Origin of the sequence: Sanguibacter antarcticus (genome assembly GCF_002564005.1) — a bacterium.
Taxonomy (GTDB): Bacteria; Actinomycetota; Actinomycetes; order Actinomycetales; family Cellulomonadaceae; genus Sanguibacter; species Sanguibacter antarcticus.
Genome location: NZ_PDJG01000001.1, coordinates 1,486,429 through 1,506,884 on the forward strand (window position 1 = coordinate 1,486,429; position 20,456 = coordinate 1,506,884).

Below are 20,456 nucleotides of genomic sequence, written 5' to 3' on the forward strand. Positions count from 1 at the left end.
GACTCGTTTGGCCAAACTCTCCGCGAGGAGCAGTATGACGGTGTGCTCAAGGCCCTCCTTCTGGAAAATGTCCACCCACTCACCATCGAGATCCTCTCTGCCCAGGGGATCGAGGTCGAGACCCGCACGGGCGCGCTCGACGAGAACGAGCTCATCGACGCCCTCGCAGGTGTCCACATCCTCGGGATCCGCTCCAAGACCCAGGTGACGGACCGCGTCATCGCGGCGTCGACCGATCTCCTGACGATCGGGGCGTTCTGCATCGGGACGAACCAGATCGACCTCAAGTCTGCCGCGGAGCACGGGGTCGCTGTGTTCAACGCGCCCTTCTCCAACACACGCTCGGTCGTGGAGATCGCCCTCGCCGAGATCATCTCGCTGACGCGCCGGCTCACCGAGCGGGACAAGGCGCTCCACGCGGGGACGTGGGACAAGTCCGCCGAGGGCTCCCACGAGGTGCGTGGACGCACTCTCGGGATCATCGGGTACGGAAACATCGGCACCCAGCTCTCCGTCCTCGGTGAGAACCTCGGGATGTCCGTCGTGTTCTACGACACCGCAGAGAAGCTCGCGCTCGGCAACGCGCGCCGCATGGACTCCCTCGCGGACCTTCTGGCGATCTCCGACATCGTCACGCTGCACGTCGACGGGCGCGGAGGCAACGCTGGGCTCTTCGGCGAGAAGCAGTTCGCTCAGATGAAGCCTGGATCGATCTTCCTCAACCTCTCACGCGGCTTCGTCGTCGACACCGGAGCACTTCGCGAAGCGATCCTCACCCAGCATCTCTCAGGCGCCGCGATCGACGTGTTCCCCCAGGAGCCCAAGAAGCGCGGAGATGCGTTCGAGTCTGAGCTCCGCGGGCTGCCGAACGTCATCCTCACCCCGCATATCGGCGGATCGACGCTCGAGGCTCAAGAGTCGATCGGCATCTTCGTCGCCAACAAGATCAAGGACTACGTCCGGACCGGGACCACGACCCTCAGCGTCAACCTCCCGAATCTTGCTCTCGAGAACTCGACCGGGGTCGCCCGCGTGGCTCACCTCCACCGCAACACTCCCGGCGTCCTCGCCGCAGTCAACCGCACCCTCGCTGAGCACGGCACGAACATCGAGGGACAGCTGCTCGCGACCCGGGGCGAGATCGGCTATGTCGTCACCGACGCCGGTTCTGCGCTCGAGTCGGCTGTCATCGACGCTCTGCGTTCGATGGACCAGACGATCAAGCTCCGCGTGATGACCGAGACGCACGTCTGATCTCAGAACGGGTGTGGCCCCGTCCCGCAGATGCGGGACGGGGCCACACCCGTTTTCCAGGTCGGTTCAGCGCAGCACTCTCGCGTGCCGCACGCCCTCAGCCGGACTTGCGGCGGAAGGTCCGCTGGACGGGGCCCGCGGTCTCCGAGCCGTGCACGGTGCCGGTGTTGGACGATCCTTCGGTCGTTCGGTGCTGCGAAGCGTTCTTGCGCGCGAGCGCCTCTTTGAACTTCGCCTTGGTGTCAGCGCTGACCGAGCTCTCGCGTTCGTTGCTGTCCTGCGTCATGTGCCGGACCTCCTCGTCTTGGTGCCTGTCCGTACCTGATGCACGTGCAAGACTTCCTCACATCACAGCCCACCACCAGGCGATAGACGCATGGTCATGGTCGTGTCGCTGCTGCACTGCCGAGCAGGCTGCTGACACACCGTAGCGCGCGGATGCGCGTCACGGGTCAGCCGATGCTCTCCGTGGACCCTGGCGCGGACTCGTCGTCGCTCGCGGCGAGCGCCTGCGCGTGCTCCATCCGCAAGAGGTTGATGGCTGCCTCGAAGTCGTCGAGGGAGTCGAACGCCTGGTAGACGCTGGCGAACCTCAGGTACGCGACCTCGTCGAGCTCGCGGAGCGGGCCGAGGATCGTCAATCCGATCTCGTAGGCGTCGAGCTCCGCGCTGCCGGTGGCACGCACCGCCTCCTCCACTCGCTGGGCGAGGAGCGCCAGGTCGTCTTCGCTCACTGGTCGTCCCTGACACGCCTTGCGGACACCGCTGACCACCTTCGCCCGGCTGAAGGGCTCGGTGACGCCGGACCGCTTGACGACAGAGAGGCTCGCTGTCTCCAGGGTCGTGAATCGACGGTTGCACTGGGGGCACTGACGTCGACGTCGGATGGACGCGCCGTCGTCGGACGTCCGAGAGTCGACGACGCGCGAGTCTGAGTGGCGACAGAACGGGCAGTGCACGAGACCTCCACTATGCGGCAGCAGCGACCTGGCAGGAACGCGGTCGCTTGACCACAGCAACCCTACGCGCTCTGTGCACGATGGCCTTGCTGGCCGCCGCTCACCGGAGCGGGAGCAGGATCTGTTCGCCAGCCTGCAGGTCTGCAGAGGACCGTCCGTTGACCTCGATGATGAGGCTGACCACGTCGCGAAGGTCCTCCCCCGGGTGCGCGACGGTCGAGGCGATCGCCCACAGCGTCTCGCCCTGCGAGACGGTATGCGGCATGACGTGCGTGGCCGAGTCAGGCGACCCTGCGACCGCACGCCCGCCCATCAGGAGCACCACCAGCATGAGGGCGACGCCAATCGTCCACACGACGAGGCGTCCACGTCGGGTGATCTCGAGATCAGCGATACCGAGCCAGTCCTCGACGCCCGAGCGAATGTGCGCGGCTCCCGACGAGAGCGCCACCACGTGTGCCATGAGTACTCCTTCAGCGCTGCTCTCGACGAGCGGCGCGTCGCCGTTCGAACACCTGTTCGTCGTACAACTGTACGAAAGATCTCGCGAAACGCAAGGGTCTGGGGCGACACGCTCGAACACGTGTTTGATCCGATGCCCGAATCGCCCTAGTGTTGGGCGCAGCCCCCTGGGCAGTACTCGACCACGAGCCACTGACATCCTGTGCGGCTGACCAGCACGGCAGCCTCACGGCAAGCATCTCGACCACCAGAATCTCGACCGATCGACGACGGAGGCACATCGTGGCACCAGGGAATACGGCCCGGACGAACGACCGTGCCCGCGGGGCGGTGGAACTCCTCAGCGCTCCGCAGGAACCGGCGACGGACGGGCTCACCGAGCGTCAGCGAGACGTCTTGGCGACGATCCGCACCTCTATCGAGTCCCGGGGATACGCGCCGAGCATGCGAGAGATCGGACTCACGGTCGGCCTGACCAGCCCGTCGAGCGTCAAGCACCAGCTCACCGCGCTCGAGCGCAAGGGGTACCTCCGCCGCGACCCGAACCGTCCCCGCGCCATGGAGCTCGTCCACCAGGGAGAGCCCCTCGCGGTCGCCGCGGTCGATGCCCGCACCACGTTCCGCGATGCGAACGGCGAGAACGTCGACAGCGACGCCCACCCGGCACCGTCGTACGTTCCGGTGGTCGGTCGGATCGCTGCCGGCGGGCCCGTCCTCGCTGAGCAGGTCGTCGAGGACGTCTTCCCTCTTCCCCGTCAGCTCGTCGGCGACGGCGACCTGTTCCTCCTGCGCGTCGTCGGCGACTCGATGATCGATGCAGCCATCTGCGACGGGGACTGGGTCGTCGTCCGTCGCCAGCCCGTCGCGGAGAACGGCGAGATCGTCGCAGCCATGATCGACGGCGAAGCGACCATCAAGTCGTTCCGTCGCGTGGACGGCCACGTCTGGCTCATGCCGCACAACGCCGCGTTCAGCCCGATCTCAGGTGACGAGGCGACCGTCCTCGGCCGCGTCGTCAGCGTCCTGCGAAGCCTCTGACCGAGACGCTGCACGCAGGGCCTGCCGCCCCGGCTCGGAGGTGGACGACCTTTGCCGCGGGCCCTGATCGAGCCGAGAACGGGCTCCGTCAGTAGCCGAACTGTCGGGCCACCGCTTTGAGCGCCGTGGCCGAGTGCTGCAGGCCCCTGATCTCGACAGGTGACAGCGGGACCGCGAGACGGTCGGTGCAGCCACGCCGACCGACGAGCGTCGGGACCGAGAGGCAGATGTCGCTGATCCCGTAGTAGTCGTCGAGAAGCGTCGAGACAGGCAGCACCCTGTTCTCGTCATTGAGGACCGCCTCGATGATGCGGGTCCCCGCCAGTGCGACCGCATAGTTCGTCGCGCCCTTGCCCTCGATGATGCGGTATGCGGAGTTCACCACCTCGTGCGCGATCTCGTCGCGGTCGCTGAGCGTCAACGCTCCACGTCCTTCGATCCCGCTCCAGTCCAGCAGCGGCACGCCACCGATCGTGGCCGAGCTCCACAAGGGGATCTCGCTGTCACCGTGCTCCCCCGCCATGTAGGCGTGGACATTCTGCACGGCCACGCCAGCGTGCTCGGCGATGAGGTAGCGCAGCCGAGACGAGTCGAGGACCGTACCCGACCCGAAGAGCTGTGTCGGCGGCAGACCGGTGATCTTCAAGGATGCGTACGTGACGATGTCGACGGGATTGGTCACCATGACGTAGATCGCGTCCGGCGCGACCTCGAGAAGGCTCGGGAGGATCTTCGACACGAGCCCGATCGTCGCCTCGGCGAGGTCGATCCGTGTCTGACCCGGCTTCTGCTTCGCGCCCGCCGTGACCATGATGACGTCAGCGTCCGCACACACCGCCACGTCGTCGGACCCGACGACCTGTGCCATCGGCATGAACTGGATGCCGTGCGCCAGGTCGAGCGCCTCGGCCTCGACCTTCGCCTTGTTGATGTCGAACAACGCCACCGTACGGGCCGAACCACGCATGAGTGCTGCGTACGCCATGGTCGAACCGACCGCACCGGCGCCGACGACCGCGACCTTGGTCGTCTTGCGAGCCCGGGGCAGCGCGACCGCGGAACGGTCGCGGGTACCGGTCTGATCAGCGTCGTTCATGCTTCCTCCAGCGGGTGGTGGGATAGGTCGTCATACGCCTTCGCGCAGGTCAGCGAGACGTCGGAGAGCGGAGAGCGCGGTGTCTGTGCTGGTCGTCCGCCAGAAGTCCGGCAAGGACTGCACCAAGAACGAACCATACCGGGCGGTGGCCAACCGTGGGTCGAGGACCGCAACGACGCCCTTGTCGGACATCGTCCGGATGAGGCGGCCAGCGCCCTGTGCGAGGAGGAGCGCCGCGTGCGTGGCCGAGACCTGCATGAAGCCGTTGCCCCCGTGCGTCTCGACGAAGCGCGCGCGAGCAGCCTTGACCGGGTCGTCCGGTCGCGGGAACGGGATCCGGTCGATCATGACGAGCGTGCACGCCGGCCCGGGGACGTCGACACCTTGCCAGAGGGAGAGCGTGCCGAAGAGGCACGTCGCGTCGTCCTCAGCGAAGGCGCGCACGAGCGCAGGGAGCTGATCGTCCCCCTGGCACAAGACCGGGAACGGAAGTCGCGGACGGAGGAGCTCGGCTGCACGCTCAGCGGCACGGCGAGACGAGAAGAGACCGAGGGTGCGTCCACCGGCGGCCTCCATGAGCGCGGCCATCTCGTCGGCCTGCGCGTCCGTGGTCGCTTGGCTCCCAGGCGTCGGCAAGGTCTTCGCGATGTAGAGGATCCCCTGCTTCGGGTAGTCGAACGGGCTCCCGACGTCGAGACCCGTCCACCGCGCAGCTGATGGCGTCGATGTCGATGCCTGCGCCCCTGCCCCCGCTCCTGTCTCAGAGGCCTCCCCCGGCTCGGTGGTGCTCGTCTCGAGCCCGACCGCACGCGCGATCGGCTCGAACGACTCACCGAGCGCCAAGGTGGCTGACGTGAGGATCCCGACCTTCTCGTCCCAGAGGTTCGTCCGCATGAGCCCCGAGACTCCGAGCGGGGCAGCGTGCAGCTTCGACATCCCGGCTCCGAAGCCGCCGTCGCCGGCGCGCGAGCACCACAGGACGTCAAAGCTCGTGGTGTCGCCTGCCATGCGCTCGGCGATCTCGAAGACCATGAGCATGCTCGACGAGGCCATCTTGAGCCCGCTGCTCGCGACACCCGACGCGGCGGTACCGGGTCCGCTGGGCTCCGGCTTGAGAGCCGTCACCAGGGCCCGAGCTGCGTCCCGGATCCCGGCGACAGCGAGCCGAGCGCCCTCGGGAAGCCCGTCAGGGAAACGCTCTGCAGGCAGCCCTGCCAGGACAGACCCGAAGTCGGCTGCAGCGGCGTCGAGATCGGTCGTCATGATCCCGCCGTGCCGCCGTGCCTGGCGCGCAGCGTGCTCGATCGAGGCGACGGAGAGCTCCGCGGTGGCAGCAGACGTGACGCGGTCCGGCAGCTCGTGCGCCTCGTCCGCGACGATGACCGAGTGCTCGGGAAGCACGTTCGGCGAGCCCGTGGCGGCGATGCCGAGCATCGCGTGGTTGGTCACCACGATGTCCGCCTCACGAGCGACTCCTCGGGCACGCTCGGGGTGGCACTCCTCGATGAGCGGGCACTTCTGCCCGAGGCACTCGAGGGCTGTCACGGAGACCTGACGCCACACACGGTCGGGGACGCCCGGCACGAGGTCGTCCCGGTCCCCTGACTCGGTGTCTGCCGCCCACTCGCGGACCCGGACGATCTGCTGGCCGAGCCCGGAGGGTGCGTCGGCGACGTCGTCCGACGTCCCGCTCAGCGGCTCGGTGGGGCCTTCGGACCGGGGAAGGTCGAACAGGGTGCCGGCGTCGTCAGGTGGGTAGCCGCCCGCGATCTTGTGCAGGCACGCGTAGTTGTGCCAGCCCTTGAGGAGCGCGAGCCGAGGTGCGCGCGGCAGGTGCGGTGCGAGTGTGTCGGCGACGAGAGGCAGGTCCCTCGTCATGATCTGACGCTGGAGCGCCAGGGTCGCGGTCGAGACGATGACTCGCTCACCGCTGTGCACCGCGTGGTGCACGGCCGGGACGAGGTAGCCGAGGGACTTTCCGGTGCCGGTTCCCGCCTGGACCAGGAGGTGCTCACCAGAGTCCATGGCGTGCGCCACGGCCGCAGCCATCTCGTGCTGGCCGTCTCGCCGTGCACCACCGAGACGACCCACCGCGAGGTCGAGCAGGTGGTCCACCGCGGCGCCGGAGGCCTGAGGTGTCTTGGCGTCGCTCACCCGAGTGAGTCTACGGTCCGGCGTGAGGGAGCCTGACGCCAGGCCAGGAGGTCAGCCGTGCACCGCCGCTGCGGCGAGCTCTGCTGCAAGCTCGTCGTCCACGCGTCCGCGCAGGAGCGTGCCCTCCCCCGTGTGCTCGAGGTGGTCGATCTCACCTTCGAGGTGGACCCGGTTGACCAGGTCGCCGCGTTCGTAGGGCACGACAAGATCGACCTGGACACCCGGGTGCGGCAAGGACGCTGCGATGAAGTCGAGCAGCTCCGGGATGCCTTCGCCGGTGTGCGCTGACACGACGAGCGTGTTGCGCTCCCTGCTCCGCAGCCGCGTGATCGTCTCGGCATCGGCGAGGTCAGCCTTGTTGAGGACGACCACCTCAGGGACGTCTGCCATGCCGGGGATGTCTGCCAGCACGTGCCGCACAGCCTCGATCTGGCCCTCCGGGTCGGGGTGCGAGGCGTCGACGATGTGGAGCAGGAGGTCGGCTTCGCCGACCTCTTCGAGCGTCGAGCGGAACGCCTCGACGAGCTGGTGCGGGAGCGAGCGGACGAACCCGACGGTGTCGGCGAGCGTGTAGACACGCCCGTCGGGGGTCTTCGTCCGCCGGACCGTCGGGTCGAGGGTCGCGAAGAGCGCGTTCTCGACGAGGACGCCTGCCCCGGTCAGCGCGTTGAGCAGGCTGGACTTGCCGGCGTTCGTGTAGCCGGCGATCGCCACGGACGGGATCGCGTTGCGTCGGCGCGACGCGCGCTTGGTCTCCCGCGACGGCGCCATGGCGGCGATCTCGCGTCGGAGCTTGGCCATGCGGTCGCGGATCCGACGGCGGTCGAGCTCGATCTTCGTCTCGCCCGGCCCGCGCGAGCCCATGCCTGCGCCTGCGCCGCCGACCTGTCCACCAGCCTGCCGAGACATCGAGTCACCCCAGCCTCGCAGCCGTGGGAGGAGGTACTCGAGCTGTGCGAGCTCGACCTGCGCCTTGCCCTCACGCGACTTGGCGTGCTGGGCGAAGATGTCGAGGATGAGTGCGGTCCTGTCGACGACCTTGACCTTGATGATGTCTTCGAGCGCCCGGCGCTGGGACGGTGCGAGGTCACCGTCGACGATGACGGTGTCCGCCCCGTTGGCGGCGACGAGCGCGGCGAGGTCTGCGGCCTTGCCCGATCCGAGGTAGGTACCAGGGTCCGGGGTCTGGCGTCGCTGGAGGAGCCCGTCGAGCACCTGGGACCCGGCAGTCTCTGCGAGCGCGGCGAGCTCGCGCAAGGACACCTCGGCGTCGACGAGGTCGCGTGCCCAGAGCCCGACGAGGACGACGCGCTCGAGCCTGAGCTGGCGGTACTCGACCTCGGTGACGTCCTCGAGCTCGGTCGAGAGTCCGGCGACCCGGCGGAGGGCGGCACGCTCGGCGAGATCGATCTGGTCGCCGTCTTGTGCCGAGTGGACCGTGCCTCCGTCGGCACGCGCCGTTCCGGCGCGCGCGAGGACGCGGGCGACCACGTCGCTGGCGAGGTCCCGTGCTGCCACTGCTGCCGCACCCGGGTCGATCGCCTGCACCGGGTCGGTCGCGGCGTCGGAGGTCTCGGGGTGTGGTTCGTGGCTGTCTGGCATGCAGTCCTCATCTATCGGTGGTGGTGCGGCTCCGTCAAGAGTCCCACGCGAGAGTCCACGTCGCGAAGCGATTTTGCGCAGGGCGAAGGAGAACCTGCCCTCTCACCTACGATTGCAGACTGTGAGCGACGACGAGCAGGACCACTACTTCACTGCGGCTCCCGCGTCAGCGGACGAGCGACGACGGATCCGGGTCCGCCTGGACGGCGAGGACCGCGAGGTGGAGACCGCCGGCGGGATCTTCTCGCCCGGCCGGATCGACCTCGGCACGGAGGTGCTCCTGCGCTCGGTCGCCGCGCCGCCTGACGGTGCGCTCCTCGACCTCGGGTGCGGGTGGGGTCCGATCGCCCTGACCCAGGCGCTGCAGAACCCGAGGGCGACCGTCTGGGCGGTCGACGTCAACGAGCGCTCGCTCGATCTCGTCCGGCGCAATGCTGAGATCCTCGGCATCACGACGCTGTGCGCAGTCCGCCCGGAGGACGTGCCAGAGGACGTCCAGCTCGCGGAGATCTGGTCGAACCCGCCGATCCGCGTGGGCAAGGCGGTGCTCCACTCGATGCTCGAGACGTGGCTGCCCCGGCTCGCGCCCGGCGCGAGCGCGTACCTCGTGGTCCAGCGGCACCTCGGTGCCGACTCTTTGCAGCGCTGGATCGCGGAGCGATTTCCCGAGGACGAGGTCCGTCGCACGGCCAGCGCCAAGGGCTTCCGCGTCATCCAGGTCACGCGGCCCTGACGTCCCTCGGCGTCGCAGGGCGCTGCGCGCCGAGGTGACCAGGTCAGCCGACGAGGTCCGTCACACCGTGGGCGACGAGCTCGGCCGGCCCTGCGAGCTCGACGTGCCCGTCGGAAAGGATCGTGACGCGCAAGGTCCCGCCGGGGACCTCGACCATCCATACGTCCGGGGCGCCGTCGCCTGCCCATGCGCGCACGGCGAGCGCGGCCGCGCACGCACCGGTGCCGCACGACCGTGTCTCGCCGACGCCACGCTCGTGCACGCGCATCCGCAGCCTGCCCACGACCGTGCCGTCCACGCTCGTCTCCTCGCCGAGAGGAACGACGAGCTCGACGTTGGTGCCTTGCGGAGGCCGCGGCACGACCTCGGGCGCGCGCCACAGCTCGGCGCGCTCGAGATCGACGACGCTCGCGAGCGCGACGACGGTGTGCGGGTTGCCGAGATCGACGCTCAGCGCAGGCCGGGCGACCTCGTTCCCGTCGACCTCGAGACCAGGCACGAGGACCTCGGCGTCGAACCCCTCGGCCACTGCTGTCTGCCCCCCGGGGAACGACCAGATACCCATGTCGACGGCGTACCAGCCGCCATCTTCCTTGCGGACGCGACGGACGCCTGCTCTCGTCCCGACGACGAGCTCGCCGTCACCGTCGAACGTGGCTACCCCGAGCTGTTCGAGGAAAGCCGCGAAGACGCGCACGCCGTTGCCGCAGATCTGGGCGACGGAGCCGTCCGCGTTGCGGTAGTCCATGAACCACTCTGCAGCCGGTTCCTGGGCGAGGAGCCGCTGTCCCTCGACGATGTCCTTCGACCGCACGACGCGGATCACGCCGTCGCCTCCGATCCCTGCACGACGGTCCGCGAGCGCGCGGACGAGGTCGGCTGTGAGGTCGAGCCCGGCATCACGGTCGTCGAGCAGGACGAAGTCGTTCTGCGTGCCGTGACCCTTGGTGAAGGTGAGTGCGGTCGTCATGCGCCCAGCCTACGGCGCACCGGGCCGCCGTCGTCCTGGTGGGCCGGGCGGGTGTTCTCGTCACCGACCGTCGCAGCCTGTGCCTCGTCGATCACAGCCAGGGCACGGTCGACGAGGTCGTCGGCGCGGGCGTCGAGCCAGTGCACGCGGGGGTCGCGTCCGAACCAGCCCATCTGCTTGCGTGCGAGACGTCGCGTGCTGGCCGCCACGGACGCCCGTGCCTCGTCTTCGGTCGACTCGCCGGCGAGCATCTCGAGCACCTCGCGGTAGCCGACCGCTCGCGACGCGGTCGTGCCGAGCACATCGGCCAGGCTCCGGACCTCCTCGACGAGACCGAGCTCCCACATGCGGTCGACGCGGTCTTCCACGCGCTGGTCGAGCAGCTCGCGATCGCAGTCGAGACCGATCTGGACAGCAGGTCGCACATACTCCTGCCGAGGCAGCGTCGCGGTGTACGGCTGCCCCGAGATCTCGATGACCTCGAGCGCACGGACGATGCGACGCGTGTTGCGCGGACCGATGGAAGCGGCCGCCACGGGGTCGAGGCGTGCCAGCTCGTCGTGCAGCGCGCGAGCGCCCTCGAGGTCCGCGCGTACCTCGATCGCAGCGCGGACCGCGGGATCTGTCCCGGGGAAGACCATGTCGTCGAGGAGCGCACGGACGTAGAGACCCGAGCCGCCGGCGACGAGAGCACGTGCGCCGCGCGCCGCGATCGCATCGAGGTCGGCACGAGCAGACTCCTGGTACCGCGCGACGGAGGCGTCCTCGCTGGGGTCGATGACATCGACCTGGTGGTGAACCATGCCACGCCGCTGCGCCGGCGGAACCTTGGCCGTGCCGATGTCCATCCGTCGGTAGAGCTGGTAGGCGTCAGCGTTGACGATCTCGGGCAGCACCTCGCCCCTCGCGAGCATCGCGTGCGCGAGGTCGAGAGCGAGGTCGGACTTTCCGGTGGCGGTCGGCCCCACCACAGCGACGATCAGCACACCGGTGACGTTACCGTCTCGTGGATCGGGCTGTGCACGGTCAGGTCAGGCTGACCTAGGCTGCTCGGGCGTCCGCGATCGAGCAGACGCCGCGACACCGACCGTCCACAGCCGGGAGCACCGGTCCCCCGATCTGGAGATCCACCATGGAGACGACCACCGAGCACGAGCCAGCGCACCTACCCACGCCGGAGATCGGACCCTTGACCCGAGAACGGATCGAGGAGTTCCTCACGGCCAACGAGTGGACCTTCGGCGTCGACCCGGACGGCGACGTCGGCGGCCAGTGGGACGACCACTACTTCTACTTCTTCCGGATGGGCGAGGCGCGCGAGGTGCTGCAGGTCCGCGGCCAGTGGAAGCACGCGCTCCCCCTCGGACGCGAGCAGGAGCTCTACCGCGTGCTCAACGACCTCAACCGCGACCTCGTCTGGCCGAAGCTCTACGTGCGCACCGAAGACGACACCCTCGTCGTCTACAGCGAGGTCTCGACAGACCTCGAGCACGGCGCGAGCGACGACCAGCTGGGACAGCTCCTGGCCTGCGGCCTGTTCACGGCGCTCAAGGCGTTCGAGGGCCTCGACCACCTCATGGGGATCGTCGCTGACGCCTGACCCTGCGTTCACCCGGTCGTGGTGCTCGCGCAGACGGACCGGTAGACCTCTGAGACCGTACGGTCGGCGCGGCGCAGGAGGTCCGAGATCCCTGAGGGCACGGCTCTGCCGGAGGGCTCCTCCGGCAGCCCGGAGACCGTCGTGAACACGAGGAACCGGTGCGCCCCGTCGTCAGACGAGAGAAGCATGTCAGCATCGATCGGCTGTGGTGCGGTGCGACCAGCGCCCGGCTCACCAGGGCTGCCGCCCACCTCAACGGACCGGATCGGACCGTTCCACCCGGCACGTCGCAGCAGTACCGTGACGACCGATGCAGCCGTGTGCAGCATGACGTCCAGTTCCTCGACCGTCCCGTCGCGCACCTGCCGCAGCTGGACGTCCCCCGGGAGCGCACCGCGCTCGAGCCCGTGCGCTCCGAGGTCTGGCACACCGTCGTCGGTGGTACGCACACCGCTCACCGGAGCCGGTGCGACGACGACGACCCGGACACCGGTCCGTCCTGTCGTCCGCGAGGCCCGGGTGTGCGCCGCCGCGAGCGCGGACCGCAGCTCTGCGACGACGGCCCTGCGCTCGTCGTGCGCGACGTCTGTGCGCCCTGTCGCGCCTGGCACGAGCATCACGCTCGACGGGACGAGAAGGATCGTCGGAACCATTCAGCCACGGTAGCGGACCCGCCTGGGTCTCCCCGATGACGCCCTGGTGCGAGGGGTGCGGGCCTCGCGGCCGCAAGGCCCCGGGTAGGGTGAGGTCATGGGTTTCTTCAGGGGGCGCCGGATGAGACGTCCTGGTGGAACGAGCAGCGATCACGACGGCAGAGCTGCGCAGCAGCCTTCCCCGCCCTCGGACGCCCGCACGGACGCCGAGCTGCAGGCCGACGTCGAGTCCGTCCTCGCCCGTGAGCTGGCCACGACGACGCGGTCGGACGCAGGCGGGCTGTACCCCTCTCCGTTGTCCACCGCCCGCATCGTCGAGTGGATCAAGGACTACGGATATTCCTACTTCATCGACTCTGACGGTGACGTCGGCGGGCTGTGGCACTCGCGGCTCTTCTATTTCCTCCTCTTCGGTCCAGACCGCGAGATCCTTCAGGTGCGCGGCCAGTGGAACCGAGAGATCACGATCGATCGGGTCGAGGAGGTGCTCGAGTTCTGCAACGAGTGGAACACCGAGCGCATCTGGCCCAAGGCCTACTTCCGTGTGCGCGACAACGGGATGATCCAGGTCTACGGCGAGGTAGCGGTCGACCTCGAGCACGGTGCGAGCGACGACCAGCTCGACCAGGTGCTCGCCTGCGGTCTGAGCACCGGCGCCATGCTGTTCGACGCGCTCGACGAGCTGTATCGCGACCCGGCGCAGGTGGCACCATGACATCGACCCCACGCTCGACGTGGATCCACCGGATCCTCAACGTCCGCCCCGGCACACCACGCCGTGCCGACCTGGATCCCCCTCTGGAGGCTCCGAGCCTGATCACGCGCGACCGGGTCAGCGCCTACCTCCATCAGCGGGGATACAGCTCCCACTTCGACGACGACGGGGACATCACCGGGACCTGGGACGGCAACCGTTTCTGGTTCCTCCTCCTCGGCCCGGGCGAAGAGATCCTCCAGATTCGCGGCCGCTGGCACCGCACGCTGCCGCAGACCGGGCGCATCTCCACGCTGCAGACCATCAACGACTGGAACCGCGAGAGGATCTGGCCCAAGGCCTACGTCCGCGCCGAGGCGTCCGGCCTCTCCCTGTACACCGAGGTCTCGGTGGACTTCTCACCGGGCGCGACGGACGACCAGCTCCACCAGATGGTCGCCTGTGGGCTCGGGACCGCTGTGCAGCTGTTCGCGTCAGTCTCGGCGATGCTTCCACCGGAGGCGAAAGAGGATCCGGACGACGACGTCGACGAGGCCGACGAGTAGCACCCGGACCGGATCAGCCCTTCCTGACCGCAGGGATGCCGAGGACGACGGGGCCTCCTGCGCTCGCAGCACCGGTACCTGCACCGTGAGCGTGGTCGCCGCCGAGCCCGGCACGGTCTCGCTCGCGGGCCGCCCACGCATCGCCGGCGCGCGTGCGCCGCACCGAGTAGATGGATGTCGCCTCGTCGGTGGCGAGCGCCGAGTCAGCGACGAGATGGTACGGAGCCGAGTGCGTGACGCGCACGGTCACGACGTCGCCCGGCCGCGGCACACGAGGGTCGAGGGGCTCGTCCAGCCGGTCGTCACCGTCGAGGGCCGCGCGGGCGGCTGCTACGTCGAGCGGGAGCGCGAGGTGGACGAGCCGGTTGTCGGCTGCACGACCAGTGAGCCGGTGGCTGGCGTCGTCCTTGCGACCGGCCCCCTCGGTGACGAGCACCTCGACAGTCCGGCCGACCTGCGCGGCGCTCTCTTCCCCTGAGACCCGGTCCTGCAGCGCCATGAGCCGTTCATACCGTTCCTGCACGACCTCGTGCGGCACCTGGTCGCCGAGCGACGCCGCTGGGGTCCCCGGCCGGGGCGAGTACTGGAACGTGAACGCCGAGGCGAACCGTGATGCTTCGACGACGCGGAGCGTCTCAGCGAAGTCTGCCTCGGTCTCACCAGGGAAGCCGACGATGAGGTCGGTGGTGATCGCCGCATCGGGCATCGCGGCCCGGACCCGGTCGAGGATGCCGAGGAACTTCTCCGAACGGTACGACCGTCGCATGGTGCGCAGGATCTGGTTCGAGCCCGACTGAAGAGGCATGTGGAGCTGCGGCATGACGTTGTGGGTGCTCGCCATCGCCTCGATGACGTCGTCGGTGAAGGCCGCCGGGTGAGGGCTCGTGAAGCGGACACGCTCGAGGCCCTCGATCGTGCCGCAGGCCCGCAGGAGCTTCGCGAACGCACCGCGGTCACCGAACTCGACGCCGTAGCTGTTGACGTTCTGGCCGAGCAGCGTCACCTCGATGGCGCCCTGCGCGACCAGCGCCTCGATCTCTGCCAGCACCTGACCAGGGCGCCTGTCGCGCTCTTTGCCTCGCAGGTGCGGCACGATGCAGAAGGTGCACGTGTTGTTGCAGCCGACGCTGATCGACACCCAGCCTGCGTAGACAGACTCCCGCTTGGTCGGGAGGGTGGACGGGAACACCTGGAGCGACTCGGCGATCTCGACCTGCGCGGCCTCGTTGTGCCTGGCGCGCTCGAGAAGGACGGGGAGCGCGTCGAGGTTGTGGGTCCCGAACACGACGTCCACCCACGGTGCTCGCTCCACGATGCCCTCGCGGTCTTTCTGCGCGAGGCACCCACCGACGGCGATCTGCATGCCGGGACGACGCGCCTTGGTCGACGCGAGCTGACCGAGGTTGCCGTAGAGCTTGTTGGCCGCGTTCTCGCGGACCGCACACGTGTTGACGACGACGACGTCCGCCTCGAGACGTGCCTCATCGTGCGCGTTCGCCCGGTGGTATCCGGCCTGCTCGAGCATCCCTGCCATGTGCTCGGAGTCATGGACGTTCATCTGGCACCCCAGGGTGCGCACCACGTACGTACGGGCGGGCCCGTCGTCGGAGGGAGCAGCGGGGGCGTCGGCCGGCACGGTCGGGAGCAGGTTCGTGGACATCAGTCCAAGGATACGGCGGGCCGAGCAGCGTCAGGAGCGTCCCGCCCGAATGCTTACATGACGATTTCGTTGCCCGACCGTTACCCCAGGCGATGGCGTCCGAAACATTCGTGACCTAGGTTCAAGGGATGGACGACACCTCACGTTCGACGCACGACGCTGGGCAGCCGCCCCTCGTCCGCCTCACCGACGTCAACAAGCACTTCGGTGCCCTCCACGTGCTCAAGGACATCAACCTGTCCATCCAGCGTGGCGAGGTGCTCGTCGTCATCGGACCGTCTGGCTCGGGAAAGTCCACGCTCTGCCGGGCGATCAACCGTCTCGAGACCATCGACTCCGGCACCATCGAGGTCGACGGCAAACAGCTGCCCGAGGAGGGCAAAGCCCTCGCAACGCTCCGGGCGGACGTCGGGATGGTCTTCCAGTCGTTCAACCTCTTCGCTCACAAGACGATCCTGGAGAACGTCACCCTGGGACCGATCAAGGTCAAGGGGATGAAGCCCCAGGCGGCCAAGGAGCTGGGGTTGTCCCTCCTCGAGCGGGTCGGCGTCGAGTCCCAGGCCCAGAAGATGCCTGCGCAGCTCTCGGGCGGCCAGCAGCAACGCGTCGCGATCGCGCGGGCCCTCGCCATGCAGCCCAAGGTCATGCTGTTCGACGAACCCACCTCCGCGCTCGACCCGGAGATGATCAACGAGGTCCTCGACGTCATGGTCGGCCTCGCGAAGGACGGGATGACCATGGTCGTCGTGACCCACGAGATGGGCTTCGCCCGCAAGGCCGCGCACCGCGTCGTGTTCATGGCTGACGGCCAGATCGTCGAAGAAGCCGACCCGGAGACGTTCTTCACCGCTCCGAAGTCGACGCGCGCCCAAGACTTCCTCTCCAAGATCCTGACCCACTGACACACCAGGCTCTCGTAGTCATCCCCACCACTGAAGGAGATCATTCCGATGCGAACTCGCAGAACAGCATGTGCTGCCATCGTCGCAGCGTCCGCGCTGCTGCTGACCGCGTGCGGCGACAGCGACGACGACGCCGCTCCCGTCGAGTCCGTCGACTCGTCGTCCTTCCCCGCGGGCAGCACGATGGAGCGCCTCTCCGAAGCAGGCACGATGACGGTCGGCACCAAGTTCGACCAGCCGCTCTTCGGTCTCAAAGGACCTGACGGCACCCCTGTCGGCTTCGACGTCGAGATCGCCAAGATCATCGCCGGCGAGCTGGGGATCGGTGCAGACGACATCGACTGGATCGAGACCGTGTCCGCGAACCGCGAGCCGTTCATCGAGGACGGCCAGGTCGACATCGTCGTGGCCACGTACACGATCAACGACAAGCGCAAAGAGGTCGTCGACTTCGCCGGGCCCTACTACCTCGCGGGACAGTCCCTCATGGTGCGTGCAGACGACGACTCGATCACCGGGCCGGACGACCTCGCGGGCAAGAAGGTCTGCTCGGTCAGCGGCTCGACCCCTGCGGGGAACATCGCCGACAACTATCCCGAAGCTGAGCTCGTCCTCTTCTCGGCGTACACCGACTGCCTCGACCCGCTGCGCAACGGCCAGGTCGACGCAGTGACGACCGACAACGTCATCCTCGCCGGATACGTCGACGAGAGCCCGGACGACTTCGTCATCGCCGGCGACCAGTTCACCGACGAGCCGTACGGCATCGGAATGATGAAGGACGACGACGAGTTCCGCACCTGGATCAACGACCTCCTCGAAGAGGCATACGAGGACGGCCGCTGGACCACAGCATGGGAGTCCACCGCGGGCGAGGTCCTCAACACCCCTGAGCCCCCAGCAGTCGACCGCTACTGAGCCGACGGTGGCCCAGGCACCTCTCGTGCCTGGGCCACCGCACGCGGGCGGTGCGACACGCACCGCCTCTTCCTCGTCCTGAGAGCACCGCGCAGAAGCGCTGGTGCCCCCGCCCGATCCTGCACCGACACGTGAGAGAGGAGACCGATGGACGCCATCCTGGAGTCCCTGCCGCTGTACTGGAACGGCTTCGAGATGACCCTGTTCCTCGCCGTGGTGTCCGGTGTCCTCTCCCTCGTCTTCGGTACCGTGCTCGCCGCCCTGCGCGTCGCACCGATGAAGTCGCTGCGGGTCTTCGCGAGCCTCTACGTCGAGGTCGCCAGGAACACGCCGCTGACGCTCATCTTCATCTTCGTCGTCTTCGTCCTGCCGACGCTCGGGCTCATCCTGCCGCTCGGACGGATCCCCGCCGTCATCGCGCTCACCGCCTACACGTCAGCCTTTGTCTGCGAGGCTGTCCGCTCGGGGATCAACAGCGTCGGCGTCGGGCAGGCCGAGGCCGCCCGTGCGATCGGCCTCGGGACCGTCTCGACGCTCCGGCTCATCGTCTTGCCCCAAGCCCTGCGGACGGTCGTCCCGCCGTTGATCAACGTCCTCATCGCACTGACCAAGAACACCTCGGTCGCCGCGGGCTTCACCCTCGTCGAGCTCACGTCCACGGGCCGAGACCTGGCCCGCGACTACCCGTCCGACGTCCTCATGCTTCTCGGCGGCGTCGCGGTCTGCTACCTCGTCATCACCATCCCGGCCGGGCTCATCGCCAGCGCCGTCGAGCGAAAGGTGGTGTTCAGCCGATGAGCGGAAGCGTTCTCTACGATGCCCCGGGGCCCCGCGCACGCAGGCTCGAGATGTGGGGATCCGTCGTCTTCGGCCTCGTCATCCTCGCGCTCGGCGCATGGCTCGTGTCGAGCCTCTCCGCCCGCGGCATCTTCGACGACCGGTGGGCGGTCTACACCGACCCGCCGAAGAGCCAGAGCGCCGGCGACGTGTGGAGCTCGCTGCTCGTCACCGGCCTCGGCGCCACCCTGGGGGCCGCAGTCGTCGCTGCACCGCTCGCCATGGTTCTCGCACTCACGCTCGCGGTCCTCAGGACCTCAGGGATCGCACTCGTCCGGCGGACATCCGTGGCCGTCATCGAGCTCCTGCGCGGGATGCCCGTGCTGCTCATGATGTTCTTCGGGCTCCTTGGTTTCGGGCTCTCGTCCTTCCAGGCCGTCGTCTTCGGTCTCGCGCTCTACAACGCAGCCATCGTCGCCGAGATCCTGCGTGCCGGCCTCAATGCAGTTCCCCGCGGGCAGGCCGAGGCTGGAACCGCGCTCGGGCTCACACGGTGGCAGACGCTCCGGATGATCCAGCTCCCTCAGGTCGTCCGGCTCATGCTGCCGAGCCTCATCAGCCAGTTCGTCGTCCTGCTCAAGGACAGCTCGCTCGGCTTCATCGTCGGCTACCCCGAGCTGCTGAGCGTCATGAAGACCAACTACAGCTTCTTCGGCAACGACTCCCGGCTCCCCCTGTTCGTCGCCGTGGCGATCATCTATCTCGCCGTCAACCTCACGCTCACACGGGTCGCGGTGTTCGTGGAGAAGCGCCTCTCGTCGCACGGCCAGAAGGCCGAGGCCGCCCTGCCTGCCAGCGCAGAGGCGACCGTCTAAGCGACAGCATCCTCGGCGGGGCTGCGCACCGTCCGCAGCCTCAGCCCGCGGTTGCGACAGCTCGCAGCTCGCGCACCACGGTGATCGCGATCTCACCAGGGTAGGCAAGATCCTTCTCGATGTGCGCGGCGATCGCCGTCGCGAGCTCGTCCAGCTCAGAGTCGGCGACCTCCGACGGCTCGACGACGACGCGCACCTCGTGCCCCGACGCCATCGCCAGGACGCGCCTGACGCCAGGGTGCCCGGCCACGAGAGCCTCCAGCTGTTCCATCCGATCCACATAGCGGTCGAGGTCGTCGTGCCGAGCGCCCGGGCGTGCCGCCGAAGTAGCATCGGCGGCCTGGAGGAGGACCGCCTCGACAGACTGGGCGTCCACCTCCCCGTGGTGAGCAGCGATGGCGTTGACGACGGCGCTGCTCTCTCCGGATCGTTCGGCCAGGAGCGCACCGAGCCGTGCGTGCGAGCCGGTCGCAGCGCCGGTGAATCCCTTCCCGATGTCGTGCAAGAAGGCTGAGCGTCGCGCGACGTCGACGTCGGCTCCGACCTCGGCCGCCATCGCAGCGGCGATGAGCGCGGTCTCGACGCTGTGCCGCAGGACGTTCTGGGCGTACGACGTGCGAAGGCGCAACCGCCCCATCGACTCGATGAGCTCGGGGCTCAGCCGCTGCACGCCAGCCTCGACGGCAGCGTCGTGACCAGCGGCTACGGTCCTGCTCGACGCGCCGGCCACTGCGTCGGCGTATGCGGCCTCGATCCGCTGCGGCTGGATCCGTCCGTCGTCCATGAGCAGACGCATGGTGACTTCTGCGAGCTCGCGACGCTCGGGATCGAACGACGAGAGCTGGACCGATCTGGAGTCGCCGTCGAGGATCACGTTGACGCCCGTCACGGCCTCGAAGGTGCGGATGTTGCGGCCCTCCTTGCCGATGATGCGGCCACGCATGTCCTCGGACGGCAGGGCGAGCACCACGACAGCGATCTGCGAGCTCGTCGCCACAGCGAGCCGTTGGACAGATGTGGCGACGATCCGCCTCGCACGCTCGTCGGCGTGCTGCCGGGCGGTCGCCTCGATGCGGCGTACACGCGTGGACGCGTCCTGGAGCGCCTGCTCTCGCAGCTCGTCGACGAGGCGGGCACCTGCTTCTTCGCGACTGATTCCTGCGGTCGCCTCGAGCTGGGACAGCATCTGTGCGCGGAGCCTGCGCATCTCGTCGGAGGCCTCACGCTGCCGCTTCTCCGTGTCGAGGACAAGGGCCTCCGCACGCTCCGTGGCGGCTTCCGCACGTCGACGTTGATCAGCGACGTCTCGTTCGGTCTCTCGCGCCTCTTCGAGGCGCTGGCGGGACTCGGCCTCTCGGCGCTTGACGTCCTCGCGCACCTCGGCGACGTCCTGCGTGGCCTGCTCACGAACGGCTGCGGCCTCGCGCCGGGCCACCTGGACGAGAAGCAGCGCGACGAGCGACGCCCCCAGGAGCGCCAGAAGGATCCCGAGGTCTTGAACGGTCACGCCGTGCCACCTGTCGTCGTGCGAGCTGCCGCGGTG

Annotated in this window: 21 protein-coding genes; 10 read left to right on the forward strand and 11 right to left on the reverse strand. The window is 68.5% G+C overall.

The genetic code is table 11. The annotated features are described in order from the left end of the window. Positions 1-42 precede the first annotated feature (42 nt). A complete protein-coding gene (gene serA / locus ATL42_RS06730) occupies positions 43-1,254 on the forward strand; it encodes a phosphoglycerate dehydrogenase (RefSeq protein ID WP_098454687.1) in 1,212 nt (403 codons plus the stop codon). A 97-nt stretch (positions 1,255-1,351) separates the two neighbouring features. Here the strand turns inward: serA and ATL42_RS06735 are convergent, their stop codons facing one another. The 3 genes from ATL42_RS06735 to ATL42_RS16385 all read right to left on the reverse strand — a co-directional run bounded on the left by ATL42_RS06735 (position 1,352) and on the right by ATL42_RS16385 (position 2,676). Further along, complete coding sequence (locus ATL42_RS06735) at positions 1,352-1,540, reverse strand: DUF5302 domain-containing protein (protein ID WP_098454688.1); 189 nt, start codon at positions 1,538-1,540, stop codon at positions 1,352-1,354. Positions 1,541-1,706: 166 nt separating this feature from the next. Further along, on the reverse strand, positions 1,707-2,213 hold the full coding sequence (gene nrdR / locus ATL42_RS06740) for a transcriptional regulator NrdR (RefSeq protein ID WP_098454689.1): 507 nt from the start codon (positions 2,211-2,213) through the stop codon (positions 1,707-1,709). A 100-nt stretch (positions 2,214-2,313) separates the two neighbouring features. Then, the gene (locus ATL42_RS16385) at positions 2,314-2,676 is read right to left on the reverse strand and encodes a LysM peptidoglycan-binding domain-containing protein (protein WP_169925356.1); all 363 of its coding nucleotides are present in this window, start codon (positions 2,674-2,676) and stop codon (positions 2,314-2,316) included. A gap of 329 nt (positions 2,677-3,005) precedes the next feature. Here ATL42_RS16385 and lexA point away from each other — a divergent pair, with 329 nt between their 5' ends. Further along, on the forward strand, positions 3,006-3,713 hold the full coding sequence (lexA, locus tag ATL42_RS06750) for a transcriptional repressor LexA (RefSeq protein WP_245862722.1): 708 nt from the start codon (positions 3,006-3,008) through the stop codon (positions 3,711-3,713). A gap of 88 nt (positions 3,714-3,801) precedes the next feature. On the opposite strand, the gene ATL42_RS06755 is transcribed toward lexA, so the two are convergent. The 3 genes from ATL42_RS06755 to hflX are packed head-to-tail and all read right to left on the reverse strand — an operon-like array spanning position 3,802 to position 8,565. Beyond that, positions 3,802-4,809 (reverse strand): L-lactate dehydrogenase, encoded by a 1,008-nt coding sequence (locus ATL42_RS06755; RefSeq protein ID WP_098454690.1) that lies wholly within the window; start codon positions 4,807-4,809, stop codon positions 3,802-3,804. A gap of 30 nt (positions 4,810-4,839) precedes the next feature. Further along, entirely contained in the window at positions 4,840-6,963 is a 2,124-nt protein-coding gene (locus tag ATL42_RS06760; protein WP_169925357.1) for an ATP-dependent DNA helicase, read from the reverse strand. Positions 6,964-7,014: 51 nt separating this feature from the next. After that, entirely contained in the window at positions 7,015-8,565 is a 1,551-nt protein-coding gene (gene hflX, locus ATL42_RS06765) for a GTPase HflX (RefSeq protein WP_098454691.1), read from the reverse strand. A gap of 121 nt (positions 8,566-8,686) precedes the next feature. On the opposite strand from hflX, the gene ATL42_RS06770 reads away from it, so the two are divergent. Then, positions 8,687-9,298, forward strand: a complete 612-nt coding sequence (locus ATL42_RS06770; RefSeq protein ID WP_245862234.1) for a class I SAM-dependent methyltransferase — start codon at positions 8,687-8,689, stop codon at positions 9,296-9,298. Between the two features lie 43 nt (positions 9,299-9,341). Here ATL42_RS06770 and dapF read toward each other — a convergent pair whose 3' ends face one another. Both dapF and miaA read right to left on the reverse strand, forming a co-directional pair. Next, positions 9,342-10,268 (reverse strand): diaminopimelate epimerase, encoded by a 927-nt coding sequence (gene dapF / locus ATL42_RS06775; protein ID WP_098454693.1) that lies wholly within the window; start codon positions 10,266-10,268, stop codon positions 9,342-9,344. Beyond that, positions 10,265-11,254, reverse strand: a complete 990-nt coding sequence (gene miaA, locus ATL42_RS06780) for a tRNA (adenosine(37)-N6)-dimethylallyltransferase MiaA (protein WP_098454694.1) — start codon at positions 11,252-11,254, stop codon at positions 10,265-10,267. The genes dapF and miaA overlap by 4 nt, the downstream gene beginning before the upstream one ends. Before the next feature lie 146 nt (positions 11,255-11,400). Here miaA and ATL42_RS06785 point away from each other — a divergent pair, with 146 nt between their 5' ends. Next, positions 11,401-11,868: a type III secretion system chaperone family protein gene (locus tag ATL42_RS06785; protein ID WP_098454695.1), complete on the forward strand. Its 468-nt coding sequence runs from the start codon at positions 11,401-11,403 to the stop codon at positions 11,866-11,868. An 8-nt stretch (positions 11,869-11,876) separates the two neighbouring features. Here the strand turns inward: ATL42_RS06785 and ATL42_RS06790 are convergent, their stop codons facing one another. Then, entirely contained in the window at positions 11,877-12,521 is a 645-nt protein-coding gene (locus tag ATL42_RS06790; protein WP_098454696.1) for a hypothetical protein, read from the reverse strand. Positions 12,522-12,618: 97 nt separating this feature from the next. Between ATL42_RS06790 and ATL42_RS06795 the strand changes: the two genes are divergently transcribed. Beyond that, the gene (locus ATL42_RS06795; protein ID WP_098454697.1) at positions 12,619-13,236 is read left to right on the forward strand and encodes a type III secretion system chaperone family protein; all 618 of its coding nucleotides are present in this window, start codon (positions 12,619-12,621) and stop codon (positions 13,234-13,236) included. Continuing rightward, positions 13,233-13,781: a type III secretion system chaperone family protein gene (locus tag ATL42_RS06800; RefSeq protein ID WP_098454698.1), complete on the forward strand. Its 549-nt coding sequence runs from the start codon at positions 13,233-13,235 to the stop codon at positions 13,779-13,781. The genes ATL42_RS06795 and ATL42_RS06800 overlap by 4 nt, the downstream gene beginning before the upstream one ends. 13 nt (positions 13,782-13,794) lie before the next feature. On the opposite strand, the gene miaB is transcribed toward ATL42_RS06800, so the two are convergent. Then, positions 13,795-15,441, reverse strand: a complete 1,647-nt coding sequence (miaB, locus tag ATL42_RS06805) for a tRNA (N6-isopentenyl adenosine(37)-C2)-methylthiotransferase MiaB (RefSeq protein WP_098454699.1) — start codon at positions 15,439-15,441, stop codon at positions 13,795-13,797. 128 nt (positions 15,442-15,569) lie between these two features. On the opposite strand from miaB, the gene ATL42_RS06810 reads away from it, so the two are divergent. From ATL42_RS06810 to ATL42_RS06825, 4 genes are all read left to right on the forward strand, one after another. Continuing rightward, on the forward strand, positions 15,570-16,343 hold the full coding sequence (locus ATL42_RS06810) for an amino acid ABC transporter ATP-binding protein (RefSeq protein ID WP_098454700.1): 774 nt from the start codon (positions 15,570-15,572) through the stop codon (positions 16,341-16,343). A 48-nt stretch (positions 16,344-16,391) separates the two neighbouring features. Further along, positions 16,392-17,261 carry a glutamate ABC transporter substrate-binding protein gene (locus tag ATL42_RS06815; RefSeq protein WP_098454701.1) on the forward strand — a complete coding sequence of 290 codons (870 nt, stop codon included), beginning with the start codon at positions 16,392-16,394 and terminating at the stop codon, positions 17,259-17,261. A gap of 147 nt (positions 17,262-17,408) precedes the next feature. Continuing rightward, the gene (locus tag ATL42_RS06820; RefSeq protein ID WP_098454702.1) at positions 17,409-18,059 is read left to right on the forward strand and encodes an amino acid ABC transporter permease; all 651 of its coding nucleotides are present in this window, start codon (positions 17,409-17,411) and stop codon (positions 18,057-18,059) included. Then, a complete protein-coding gene (locus tag ATL42_RS06825) occupies positions 18,056-18,913 on the forward strand; it encodes an amino acid ABC transporter permease (RefSeq protein WP_098454703.1) in 858 nt (285 codons plus the stop codon). Before ATL42_RS06820 ends, ATL42_RS06825 begins: the two co-directional genes overlap by 4 nt. A 40-nt stretch (positions 18,914-18,953) precedes the next feature. Here the strand turns inward: ATL42_RS06825 and rny are convergent, their stop codons facing one another. Next, entirely contained in the window at positions 18,954-20,420 is a 1,467-nt protein-coding gene (gene rny, locus ATL42_RS06830; RefSeq protein ID WP_245862237.1) for a ribonuclease Y, read from the reverse strand. Positions 20,421-20,456: the final 36 nt, after the last annotated feature.

What these genes read in the sequence shown, in the direction of transcription:
- ATL42_RS06735 (WP_098454688.1), bottom strand. Translation starts at nt 1,540, where the DNA reads ATGACGCAGGACAGCAACGAACGCGAGAGCTCGGTCAGCGCTGACACC.
- ATL42_RS16385 (WP_169925356.1), bottom strand. Translation starts at nt 2,676, where the DNA reads ATGGCACACGTGGTGGCGCTCTCGTCGGGAGCCGCGCACATTCGCTCG.
- ATL42_RS06755 (WP_098454690.1), bottom strand. Translation starts at nt 4,809, where the DNA reads ATGAACGACGCTGATCAGACCGGTACCCGCGACCGTTCCGCGGTCGCG.
- hflX (WP_098454691.1), bottom strand. Translation starts at nt 8,565, where the DNA reads ATGCCAGACAGCCACGAACCACACCCCGAGACCTCCGACGCCGCGACC.
- dapF (WP_098454693.1), bottom strand. Translation starts at nt 10,268, where the DNA reads ATGACGACCGCACTCACCTTCACCAAGGGTCACGGCACGCAGAACGAC.
- ATL42_RS06785 (WP_098454695.1), top strand. Translation starts at nt 11,401, where the DNA reads ATGGAGACGACCACCGAGCACGAGCCAGCGCACCTACCCACGCCGGAG.
- ATL42_RS06790 (WP_098454696.1), bottom strand. Translation starts at nt 12,521, where the DNA reads ATGGTTCCGACGATCCTTCTCGTCCCGTCGAGCGTGATGCTCGTGCCA.
- ATL42_RS06795 (WP_098454697.1), top strand. Translation starts at nt 12,619, where the DNA reads ATGGGTTTCTTCAGGGGGCGCCGGATGAGACGTCCTGGTGGAACGAGC.
- ATL42_RS06800 (WP_098454698.1), top strand. Translation starts at nt 13,233, where the DNA reads ATGACATCGACCCCACGCTCGACGTGGATCCACCGGATCCTCAACGTC.
- miaB (WP_098454699.1), bottom strand. Translation starts at nt 15,441, where the DNA reads ATGTCCACGAACCTGCTCCCGACCGTGCCGGCCGACGCCCCCGCTGCT.
- ATL42_RS06810 (WP_098454700.1), top strand. Translation starts at nt 15,570, where the DNA reads ATGGACGACACCTCACGTTCGACGCACGACGCTGGGCAGCCGCCCCTC.
- ATL42_RS06815 (WP_098454701.1), top strand. Translation starts at nt 16,392, where the DNA reads ATGCGAACTCGCAGAACAGCATGTGCTGCCATCGTCGCAGCGTCCGCG.
- ATL42_RS06820 (WP_098454702.1), top strand. Translation starts at nt 17,409, where the DNA reads ATGGACGCCATCCTGGAGTCCCTGCCGCTGTACTGGAACGGCTTCGAG.
- ATL42_RS06825 (WP_098454703.1), top strand. Translation starts at nt 18,056, where the DNA reads ATGAGCGGAAGCGTTCTCTACGATGCCCCGGGGCCCCGCGCACGCAGG.